The sequence below is a fragment of the Pseudomonas iridis genome (assembly GCF_017980685.1).
GTDB classification, from domain to species: domain Bacteria; phylum Pseudomonadota; class Gammaproteobacteria; order Pseudomonadales; family Pseudomonadaceae; genus Aquipseudomonas; species Aquipseudomonas iridis.
The window spans coordinates 1-10,726 of record NZ_JACXXO010000032.1 but is presented as its reverse complement, the minus strand read 5'-3'; the positions used below and the strand labels follow the sequence as shown (position 1 = coordinate 10,726).

Sequence of the window (10,726 nt, the reverse complement as noted above, 5' to 3'; positions counted from 1 at the left end):
ATCCAAAACCAGGCAAGCCGCATCCCGTTTGAAATCTGTCGAAAAATAGCGTCTGGTCAAATCACACCTCGTCGTTGGGCGTAGATTACCGCCCTTTAGGGGTGTCCAGAATCATTAAGCCAGATCAACCGAGGTGTCTTTCGCCATACGTCGACCTGAAAGATTGAGTCGATTCTGGATTCAGCAGAGCAAGATCAGGTCGGCGGATTCTTCAAGCATCCCCCAATCGGCCCCCTCTCCCTCCGGGAGAAGGCTGGGGTGAGGGGCTTTGGCTTTGGAACGCAACGCCACCCGACAACTGACCTAAAGCCCACCCCATTAGCGCCGATAACCCGGCATCAATAGTTTCTGGCGATTTCCACCCTCGCCCATCACCTTTTTCCACAGAAGGTTTTTATGTCTTCCAACAAAGCCCGCGCAGATTCACTTTCGCTTCTGCTGTTTACCTTGCGCAGCGGCAAGCTGATGGCGATCAACCTGCTGAAAGTCAGTGAAATCATTCCCTGCCCGCCGCTGACCAAGCTGCCGGAGTCGCATCCGCACGTCAAAGGCATCGCCACCCTGCGCGGTGCCGCGCTGTCGGTCATCGACCTCAGCCGCGCCATCGGCGAGCGACCGCTGGAAGACCCCAACGGGGGCTGTCTGATCGTCACTGACGTCAGCCGCTCCAAACAGGGCCTGCACGTTCAAGCGGTGAGCAAAATCGTCCACTGCCTGACCACCGACATCAAACCACCGCCATTCGGTTCCGGCGGGCCACGCGCCTACATCACGGGGGTGACCTCGGTGGACGGCACGCTGGTGCAGGTGCTGGATATCGAAAAAGTCATCCACAGCATCGCCCCGGCGCAGATCGAAATGGCCCCGACCGACCTGACCATGGAAGACGCCGACGTCCTCGGCAACGCGCGGATTCTGGTGGTCGACGACAGTCAGGTGGCGCTGCAACAATCGGTGCATACCCTGCGCAATCTCGGCCTGCAATGCCACACCGCACGCAGCGCCAAGGAAGCCATCGACTGCCTGCTCGATTTGCAGGGCACCGCCCAGCAGATCAACCTGATCGTCTCCGACATCGAAATGTCCGAGATGGACGGCTACGCCTTCACCCGCACCCTGCGCGAGACCCCGGATTTCGCCCATCTCTATGTGCTGCTGCACACCTCGCTCGACAGCGCGATGAACAGCGAAAAGGCACGACTGGCCGGGGCCAATGCAGTGCTGACGAAGTTCTCCTCGCCGGAGCTGACCCAACGCCTGATCGAAGCGGCCAAACACGTCGCGGCCAACGGTTATTGACTCTTGGGCGAGATTTACTGCTTTTTGCTGCGGCGCGATCTGAGTGCAGACGTGCCGGATGTCTTGTGGCCGCAGGGCGTTGAAATCAGCACCTATCGCCCGGAACTGGCTGGCGCCGTGCATGACTTGATGCAACTCGGTCACCGCGAAGGTGGCGGCCGGGTACCGGCGCTGGAGGTCTGGCAGCAACGGTTTGAACGCGATCCGGAATATGACCCGGCTCTGTGTTTCATTGCCATTGATGCCGAGGGTGTCGTTGGTGTGGCGCAGTGCTGGACGAGTGCGTACATCAAGAATCTGGTGGTGCATCCGCGCGCCCAGGGTCGAGGATTAGGCCGGGCATTGCTGTTGAATGCATTCAAGGCGTTTCAGCAACGGCGCGAAGGGTTTGTCGATTTGAAAGTGTTGGAAGACAACCTGCGGGCACAGCGATTGTATGAAAGTGCCGGAATGTACGTAGTCCGCCGGGAGTTGGTGCCAACCTGACCGTGCGTCATCGCTGGCAAGCCAGCTCCCACAGAGATGGGCGCCGCTCACAATACCTGTGGGAGCTGGCTTGCCAGCGATGGCGGCCTCAAAGACAACTTTTCGCTCTCAGGCATACTCCAACCCTTGCCACTACAAGGATGCCAAAACCATGAAAGCGACTACCCTGAGCTTCATCTGCCTCACCGCCCTCGCCTCCAACGCCCACGCGTCCAGCCCTGACGCCTGGGCTGCCTACGACAAAACCGTGCTTGCCAGTTGCACCAAAGCCAGCGGTTTGAAGAACGCCAAACCAGTCGGCAATGCCGCGCAATTCGACGACCGCGTCGGCTACACCGCCGTGCTGCTGCAAGGCCAATATCCGCAGAAACACATGAAAGGCCAACAAGGCACCGAGCTGTGCCTGTACAACAAAAAATCGAAAACCGCATTCGTCACCGAATGGGACTCGATCCGCCCGACCGCCAAAACCCAATGAATGGCGCATAACTTGCTTCGATCGGTGACCCCATGGCGGCTTTACGTCGCTGATTCACACCCTGATTGAAGATTGATCGTTCAATGAATACGACGTTTTCCTGCGTAGGCTGCGGCAAGTGCTGCACCGACCACCATGTTCCCCTGACCCTCGCCGAAGCCCGCATGTGGGCGGCCGACGGTGGTCAGGTGATCGTGCTGGTAGAGGCTTTTCTCGGCAACGGTCTGGGCTTGCCGGCGCAGCAGCGTGAACATGCCGAACGGCGTTCGGCTCTGGTACGCAGCGGCGCATCGGACGTGCATGTGGCGATCACCTTTGCCGCGTACAACGTCGGCCCTTGCCGGAATCTTGACGAAGACAAGCTGTGCCGCATCTACGAACGTCGACCGTTGGTATGTCGGATTTATCCGGCGGAGATCAATCCGCATATCCCGCTCAACCCTGCCGCCAAGGATTGCCCGCCCGAATCGTGGGAACAGGGACCTGTGTTGATCGTCGGTGGCGAACTGGTCGATCAAGAACTGATCGAGCTGATTCAGCGTTCGCGTCAGGCTGATCGTGATGACATTCGGACAAAGGATGCCATCTGCGCTGCGCTGGGTATCCGGACCACGGCGCTCAAGGGCGACGGGTTTACCGCGTATTTGCCGAATATGGACGCTTTTGCGGCGATGATTGATCAGGTGAGTGCGCAGCCATTGAGCGAAGAGACCAGTGAATGGCTGTTTCATTTGTCCGGGGATGATGTGGCCGGGCAAGTGCGGGCGGCGGGCGCGCGGGTGGTGACGGAGCCGGCGCTGACCTATGCGTTCATTTCGTTGCGGGCGGCTTGATACAGATACTCGAGTGGTGTTCGGGCCTCATCGCTGGCAAGCCAGCTCCCACAGGGTTTTGTGTCGTACATCAACTAAGTGAACAACCGGAAATGCCAGCGAAGGGGCCAGTGAAGGCGACCTCAATCCCAAACCTGTCGCCGCCCTCAAAAACCCGCGCAACCCAATGCAATTCCCCGAAGGAAAAGTCAGCGCTTGCCCATCGAACGACGGGTGCCCGGCGGCGCCATGCCTGGGCTCTTGGTGTGGCCGTTCTTGGCGCCGTTCTTGTACCACGGCTGGTTAGAGCCTTTGGCACCTGCCAGTTCGCCCGGCTTGAACGGGAACTTGAATGCCGGGATCTCGGCTTTGGAATCGCTGGCGTCGGCCATATCGGCCGGGACATCGCTCACAGCGTCGTCAACCGGCGGTTGGATCGGGGAAGTCATGAAAGCTCCGCAAAACGAAAAGTCGCGCCCGGTAAGTGAGCCGCGAAGGGGCGCAGTATACCTGCGCGCCGTGGCTCGGCACCTGAAGATTTGCACCGCACGCCGAACGGCTTACAGGTAATTGATGGTCACGATGCCATTGTCGGTGGAGGTTTTCAGCGGCTCATAGGTCATGGAAAACGGCAACGCCCCACGGCTGCAAGCGTTGCGGTAAGTGTCTACATCAACCTTCACCCCTGGCTTGAGTTCGATCTGCCGGGATTCGCTGGCCACCAGCGCACCCACTCGCCCGACTTCACATCCGGAATCGACGATTTGCCCGGTGAAGCGGATCTCGCCAGAGAGGGGCTGAGGCGCGGCGCAGACCGTTAGCGGAAGTAAAACGAGCACACTGGAGATGACAGTTTTGAACTTCATTGCAGGACACTCCCGAAGAGACCCGCAGCGATAATGGCTGGGGTATACAACGTGTATCCGCTGGCGGGAGCGGATCTTTAGAACGGTGAACGGGAGTTCAGATTCAGAAATGATCAAGCCCCCCCCACCGCTCAACAGGATCAGCGCAAGCCCTGCTGCAGCCCTTGATCTTGATCAGAAACGCGCATCGGCTGGCTTCTCTCAGGAGTAGCTGTCCACATAAGTCCGAAACTGACAGCCAGGACAGCTAGCCGTCACCCTCCTGACCCCCGCACTGGTTTATAACCTACCCAATCTGCCCAAACTCCAAACCTCGGCGCCCAAAAAGCATGCGAATCCAAAAACATAAAGCCCTGCTAGCCACCCTGTTGATCGCCCTGGCTGCCGCAGGCCTGTGGTTTGCAACCCGACCTGCCCCTACCAAACTCGCCACCCCTACCGCCATCCCGGTGCGAGTGATCGCCGTCAGCGAAAAAGACGTCCCCCGCTACACCAGCGGCATCGGCTCGGTGCTGTCCCTGCACAGCGTGGTCATACGCCCCCAAATCGACGGTACCCTCACCAAAATCCTCGTCAAAGAAGGTCAACTGGTCAAAGCAGGCGACCTGCTCGCCACCATCGACGACCGCTCGATCCGCGCCAGCCTCGACCAGGCCCGCGCCCAACTCGGCGAGAGTCAGGCGCAACTGCAAGTCGCCCAGGTCAACCTCAAACGCTACAAACTGCTCAGCGTCGATGACGGCGTCTCCAGGCAGACCTACGACCAGCAACAGGCTCTGGTCAACCAACTGAAGGCCAGCGCCAAAGGCAACCAGGCATCGATTGATGCAGCGCAGGTACAACTTTCCTACACGCAGATTCGCTCCCCGGTCACTGGCCGCGTCGGTATTCGCACAGTCGATGAGGGCAACTTCCTGCGCATGACCGACACCCAGGGCCTGTTCACCGTCACCCAGATCGACCCGATTGCCGTGGAGTTCTCCCTGCCACAGCAAATGCTGCCGACCCTGCAAGGCCTGATCAACGACTCGCAACACGCACAGGTCAAGGCTTACATCGGCGCCGACACCGACGGCGAAACCGGCAACCTGCTCGGCGAAGGTCACCTGACCCTGATCGACAACCAGATCAACGCCAACACCGGCACCATCCGCGCCAAAGCCGAATTCGCCAACGCCAGCCAGAAGCTTTGGCCGGGCCTGCTGGTGACGGTAAAAATTCAGACGGCCCTCGACAAAGGTGCGCTGGTCGTACAACGCGGTCTCGACCAACACTTCGTTTACCGAGTGAATGGCGACAAGGTTGAAGCCGTGCAAGTGCAGATGGTTTATCAGGGCAGCGGTCAGGACATCATCAAAGGCGTGAAGGCCAGTGACGTGCTGGTGACCGATGGCCAGTCGCGACTCAAACCCGGTTCGACCGTGCAAGTCATGACCGAGCCGCCGCAAGTGGTGCAGGCGGAGCCGAAACCATGAAGGCGCACAAAGGGATTTCGACGTGGTGCATTGACCACCCGGTGGCGACGATTCTGCTGACCCTCGCACTGGTGCTGGTCGGAATCCTTGCCTTCCCGCGCTTGCCAATCGCCCCACTGCCGGAAGCGGAATTTCCTACGATTCAGGTGTCCGCGAAATTGCCCGGTGCCAACCCCGACACTATGGCCTCGTCCGTGGCCACGCCTTTGGAGGTGCAATTCAGCGCCATCCCCGGCATGACCCAGATGACTTCCAGCAGTGCCTTGGGCTCAACCCTGCTGACCCTGCAGTTCAGCCTCGACAAAAGCATCGACACGGCCGCGCAGGAAGTTCAGGCGGCGATCAACACCGCCGCCGGCAAGCTGCCCAAGGACATGCCGACGCTGCCGACCTGGAGGAAGGTCAACCCCGCCGACAGCCCTGTGCTGATCCTGAGTGTCAGCTCGACGCAGATGCCTGGCATCGAACTCAGCGATCTGGTGGAAACCCTGCTGGCCCGTCAGATCAGTCAGATCGACGGTGTAGGCCAAATCAACATTACCGGTCAGCAACGTCCGGCGATTCGCGTTCAGGCTTCGGCGGATAAACTCGCGGCCATCGGTCTGACCCTCGCCGACATTCGTCTGGCGATTCAGCAAACCAGCCTCAACCTGGCCAAAGGTGCGCTGTACGGCGAGTCGAGTATTTCCACGCTGTCGACCAACGACCAGTTATTCCATCCCGAGGAATACAGCCAACTCATCGTTTCCTACAAGGATGGCGCCCCGGTTCACCTAAGAGATGTCGCCAGCGTTGTTAACGGTTCGGAAGATGATTATGTGCAAGCGTGGGCGGGTGATCGGCCGGGGGTAAACCTGGTGATCTCGCGCCAGCCGGGCGCCAACATCGTCGAGACCGTGGACCGGATTCAAGCCGCCCTGCCCGGCCTCGAAGCCATGCTGCCGGCCTCCGTGCAGGTCGACGTACTGATCGACCGCACCCAGACCATCCGCGCCTCGCTGCACGAGGTCGAGATCACTCTGTTGATCGCGATCCTGCTGGTGGTGGCGGTGATGGCGCTGTTTTTGCGTCAGTTGTCGGCGACGCTGATTGTCTCGGCAGTGCTCGGTGTGTCGCTGATCGCCAGTTTCGCGCTGATGTACATCCTCGGGTTCAGCCTGAACAACCTGACCCTGGTCGCCATCGTGGTGGCGGTGGGGTTTGTGGTCGACGATGCGATTGTGGTGGTGGAAAACATTCACCGGCACCTGGAGGCCGGCGATGATATGCGCGAGGCGGCGATCAAAGGCGCAGGCGAGATCGGCTTCACCGTGGTCTCGATCAGTTTCTCGCTGGTGGCAGCGTTTATTCCGCTGTTGTTCATGGACGGCGTGGTCGGGCGACTGTTCAAGGAGTTTGCCCTGACCGCGACCTCGACCATCATGATTTCCGTGGTGGTTTCGCTGACGTTGGCGCCGACTCTTGCGGCGCTGTTCATGCGCAAACCGGTACATCACGCCCACGCGAAACCGGGCTTTAGTGAACGCTTGCTCGGTTGGTACGAGAAAGGCCTGCGCCGCGCCCTCGCCCACCAGAAATTGATGATCGGCGTATTCGGCTTGTCCCTCGCATTGGCCATCGCCGGCTACATCTTTATCCCCAAGGGTTTCTTCCCGGTGCAGGACACTGGCTTCGTGCTCGGTACGACTGAAGCCGCTGCGGACATTTCCTACGGCGACATGGTGAAAAAACACTTGGCTATGGCCGAAATCGTCGCCGCCGACCCGGCGGTGCAGACGTTTTCCCACTCGGTGGGTGTTTCCGGCAGTAACCAGACCATCGCCAACGGGCGCTTCTGGATCGCCCTGAAGAAACGCGGCGACCGTGACGTCAGCGCCAGCCAGTTCATCGACCGGATTCGTCCGCAACTGATGAAAGTCCCCGGCATCGTGCTCTACCTGCGTGCCGGCCAGGACATCAACCTCAGCTCCGGCCCAAGTCGCGCGCAGTACCAGTACGTACTCAAGAGCAACGACGGCGCGACCCTCGCCACCTGGACCCAGCGCCTGACCGAAAAACTGCGCAGCAACCCGGCGTTTCGCGACATTTCCAACGACCTGCAACTGGGCGGCAGCATCACTCACATCAGCATCGACCGCAGCGCGGCGGCGCGTTTCGGCCTGACTGCCAGCGATGTCGACGAGGCGCTCTACGATGCGTTCGGCCAACGCCAGATCAATGAATTCCAGACTCAGGTCAACCAGTACAACGTGATTCTGGAGCTGGACACCCGGCAGCGCGGCAGGGCCGAAAGCCTGAATTATTTCTACCTGCGCTCGCCGCTGAGCGGGGAAATGGTGCCGCTGTCGGCGCTGGCCAGATTCGATGCACCGACCATTGGCCCACTGTCGATTGCCCATGACGGCATGTTTCCGGCCGCCAACATGTCGTTCAACCTGGCGCCCGGCGTGGCGCTGGGCGATGCGGTGATTTTGCTCAATCAGGCCAAGGCCGAAATCGGCATGCCGACCGCGATCAGCGGCAACTTCCAGGGTGCGGCGGAGGCGTTCCAGAGTTCGCTGGCCAGTCAGCCGTGGCTGATTCTCGCGGCGCTGGTGGCGGTGTACATCATTCTCGGTGTGCTTTATGAGAGTTTCGTGCATCCGCTGACGATTATTTCGACCTTGCCGGCAGCGGGTTTGGGCGCGGTGATCATGTTGTGGATCTGCGGCCAGGATTTTTCGATCATGGCGCTGATCGGGCTGGTCTTGCTGATCGGCATTGTGAAGAAAAACGGCATCCTGATGATCGACTTCGCCCTCGAAGCCCAACGTCAACGCGGGATGTCACCAGAGGATGCGATTTTCGAGGCATGCATCACGCGGTTCCGGCCGATCATCATGACCACTCTCGCCGCGCTGCTCGGTGCCTTGCCGCTGATGCTCGGCTACGGCACCGGCGCCGAACTGCGCCAACCGCTGGGGATCGCGGTAGTGGGCGGCTTGCTGGTCAGCCAGATGCTGACGCTGTTTACCACGCCGGTCATATACTTGTGGCTTGAGCGACTTTTCCATAGACCCAAACCTGCGCCCGTACCGGCGTTGGCGACCACAGACTGAGGCGGGTCATGCGCGTTCTGATTATCGAAGACGAGGAAAAAACTGCGGACTATCTGCACCGCGGTCTGACGGAACAGGGTTACACCGTGGACCTGGCCCGCGACGGCGTCGAAGGCCTGCACCTGGCGCTGGAAAGTGACTACGCGGTGATCGTCCTCGACGTCATGTTGCCGGGCCTCGACGGCTTCGGCGTGCTGCGCGCATTGCGTGCGCGCAAGCAAACCCCGGTGATCATGCTCACCGCCCGCGAGCGGGTTGAAGACCGGATCAAAGGCTTGCGCGACGGTGCCGATGATTACCTCGGCAAACCGTTTTCCTTCCTCGAACTGGTCGCGCGCCTGCAGGCGCTGACCCGGCGCAGTGGCGGGCATGAGCCGGTGCAGGTGAGCATCGCCGACCTGTGGATAGACCTGATCAGCCGCAAGGCGACTCGCGCCGGCACGCGCCTGGACCTGACCGCCAAGGAGTTCTCGTTGCTCAGTGTCCTCGCCCGCCGCCAGGGTGAAATCCTCTCGAAAACCGCCATCGCCGAAATGGTCTGGGACATCAATTTCGACAGCGATGCCAACGTCGTCGAGGTGGCGATCAAACGCCTGCGCGCCAAGCTCGACGGGCCGTTCGACGAGAAACTGCTGCACACCATTCGTGGCATGGGTTATGTGCTGGAGAGTCGTGGTGTCCAGTAACTCGATCGCCCTGCGCCTGAGCGGGATGTTCACGCTGGTGGCGCTGCTGGTGTTCCTGTTGATCGGCGGCGCGCTGTATCAGCAGGTCGATAAAGGTTTGGGCTTGTTACCGGAAGCCGAGCTGGATGCGCGCTATAGCGTGCTTGAATCCACCGTCGGCCGCTTCGGCACCCCAGAGCACTGGGTGAAGATCAACAACAAACTCAAGTTGCTGGGCGAAGAAGATAAACGCATCAGTTTCTGGATAAGCAGTGGCGATCCGCAGTACGAATACGGCAGTTTGACCCCGCAGATTCGCGAGTTCGCCAATGGTCCGCTGGGCATGCGTGACCTGCAATTGCCGGATCAGCCTTTTCCGCTGAAAGTGCTGGTCAGCCAGTTCCCTGCCAAGGATCAGCGTCCGCCGCTGCGCTTTATGATCGGCATCGATACCGAGACCTTTCACCAGACCCAGCATCAATTGCTGATCGCCTTGATCAGCCTGGCGATTGTCGGCGTGCTGCTGGCCTCGGCGCTGGGGTATTGGGTGGCGCGGATCGGCCTCAAGCCGCTGATCAAACTGTCCCACGAAGCCCAACGCCTGACCCCGCCGCTGCGAGCCGGTCGCTTGCGATTGTCGCCATTGCCACCGGAGCTGGAACAGTTCGTCGACTCGTTCAACTCGACGCTGGAACGGGTCGAAATGGCCTATTCGCGACTGGAGTCGTTCAACGCCGACGTGGCGCACGAACTGCGTTCGCCGCTGACCAATCTCATCGGCCAGACCCAGGTGGCATTGACGCGCGGACGCTCAGCCGAACATTACTTCGAAGTGCTGCAATCCAACCTCGAAGAGCTGGAACGGCTGCGTTCGATCATCAACGACATGCTGTTTCTGGCCAGTGCGGATCAGGGCAACAAGGCGACCAAACTGACGTCGGCATCGTTGGCCGATGAAGTGGCAACCACGCTGGAGTATCTGGATTTCATTTTCGAAGACGCGCAGGTTCAGGTGCAGGTCAGCGGCGATGCGCAGGTGCAGATCGAGGTCGCGCATTTGCGTCGGGCGTTGATCAATCTGCTGAGTAACGCGGTGCAGCACACTGAAGCGGGTCAAGTGATCGAGGTGCGAATCGAGGTTCAAGAGCATCAGGTGAGTATTGGTGTGGCCAACCCCGGTTCGCCGATTGCCAGTGAGCATTTGCCGCGTTTGTTTGAACGCTTCTATCGAGTGGATGCGTCGCGCAGCAACAGTGGGAACAACCATGGGCTGGGGCTGGCGATCGTGAAAGCGATTGCGCTGATGCATGGCGGGGATGTGTTTGTGCGCAGTGATCGGGGGATGAATACCTTTGGGATTTGTTTGCCGGTTTGAAAAGCCCCTCACCCTAACCCTCTCCCGGAGGGAGAGGGGACTGACCTGATCTGGCTTAATGATTCTGGACACCCCTAAAGGGCGGTAATCTACGCCCAACGACGAGGTGTGATTTGACCAGACGCTATTTTTCGACAGATTTCAAACGGGATGCGGCTTGCCTGGTTTTGGA

10 protein-coding genes are annotated in these 10,726 nt (G+C 59.9%); 8 read left to right on the top strand and 2 right to left on the bottom strand.

The features are described from left to right. Positions 1-396: 396 nt before the first annotated feature. The 4 genes from IEQ42_RS27035 to IEQ42_RS27020 all read left to right on the top strand — a co-directional run bounded on the left by IEQ42_RS27035 (position 397) and on the right by IEQ42_RS27020 (position 3,096). Entirely contained in the window at positions 397-1,299 is a 903-nt protein-coding gene (locus IEQ42_RS27035; protein ID WP_042560964.1) for a chemotaxis protein CheV, read from the top strand. A gap of 3 nt (positions 1,300-1,302) precedes the next feature. Further along, the gene (locus tag IEQ42_RS27030) at positions 1,303-1,785 is read left to right on the top strand and encodes a GNAT family N-acetyltransferase (RefSeq protein ID WP_228732052.1); all 483 of its coding nucleotides are present in this window, start codon (positions 1,303-1,305) and stop codon (positions 1,783-1,785) included. A gap of 151 nt (positions 1,786-1,936) precedes the next feature. Continuing rightward, complete coding sequence (locus IEQ42_RS27025; protein ID WP_150592683.1) at positions 1,937-2,263, top strand: hypothetical protein; 327 nt, start codon at positions 1,937-1,939, stop codon at positions 2,261-2,263. Positions 2,264-2,346: 83 nt separating this feature from the next. Continuing rightward, positions 2,347-3,096 carry a YkgJ family cysteine cluster protein gene (locus IEQ42_RS27020; RefSeq protein ID WP_210706173.1) on the top strand — a complete coding sequence of 250 codons (750 nt, stop codon included), beginning with the start codon at positions 2,347-2,349 and terminating at the stop codon, positions 3,094-3,096. Positions 3,097-3,284: 188 nt separating this feature from the next. On the opposite strand, the gene IEQ42_RS27015 is transcribed toward IEQ42_RS27020, so the two are convergent. After that, positions 3,285-3,524, bottom strand: coding sequence for a hypothetical protein (locus IEQ42_RS27015; protein WP_047303058.1), 240 nt, complete (start codon positions 3,522-3,524; stop codon positions 3,285-3,287). A gap of 111 nt (positions 3,525-3,635) precedes the next feature. Then, positions 3,636-3,941: a type 1 fimbrial protein gene (locus tag IEQ42_RS27010; RefSeq protein ID WP_210706172.1), complete on the bottom strand. Its 306-nt coding sequence runs from the start codon at positions 3,939-3,941 to the stop codon at positions 3,636-3,638. A 329-nt stretch (positions 3,942-4,270) separates the two neighbouring features. Here IEQ42_RS27010 and IEQ42_RS27005 point away from each other — a divergent pair, with 329 nt between their 5' ends. Genes IEQ42_RS27005 through IEQ42_RS26990 form a run of 4 tightly spaced genes read left to right on the top strand, consistent with a single transcriptional unit; the run spans position 4,271 to position 10,554 of the window. Beyond that, the gene (locus IEQ42_RS27005; protein ID WP_210706171.1) at positions 4,271-5,416 is read left to right on the top strand and encodes an efflux RND transporter periplasmic adaptor subunit; all 1,146 of its coding nucleotides are present in this window, start codon (positions 4,271-4,273) and stop codon (positions 5,414-5,416) included. Then, positions 5,413-8,514 (top strand): multidrug efflux RND transporter permease subunit, encoded by a 3,102-nt coding sequence (locus IEQ42_RS27000; RefSeq protein WP_210706170.1) that lies wholly within the window; start codon positions 5,413-5,415, stop codon positions 8,512-8,514. Before IEQ42_RS27005 ends, IEQ42_RS27000 begins: the two co-directional genes overlap by 4 nt. An 8-nt stretch (positions 8,515-8,522) precedes the next feature. Then, entirely contained in the window at positions 8,523-9,200 is a 678-nt protein-coding gene (locus tag IEQ42_RS26995; protein ID WP_007916978.1) for a heavy metal response regulator transcription factor, read from the top strand. Then, positions 9,190-10,554: a heavy metal sensor histidine kinase gene (locus IEQ42_RS26990; RefSeq protein WP_210706169.1), complete on the top strand. Its 1,365-nt coding sequence runs from the start codon at positions 9,190-9,192 to the stop codon at positions 10,552-10,554. Before IEQ42_RS26995 ends, IEQ42_RS26990 begins: the two co-directional genes overlap by 11 nt. The last annotated feature ends 172 nt before the right edge of the window (positions 10,555-10,726 follow it).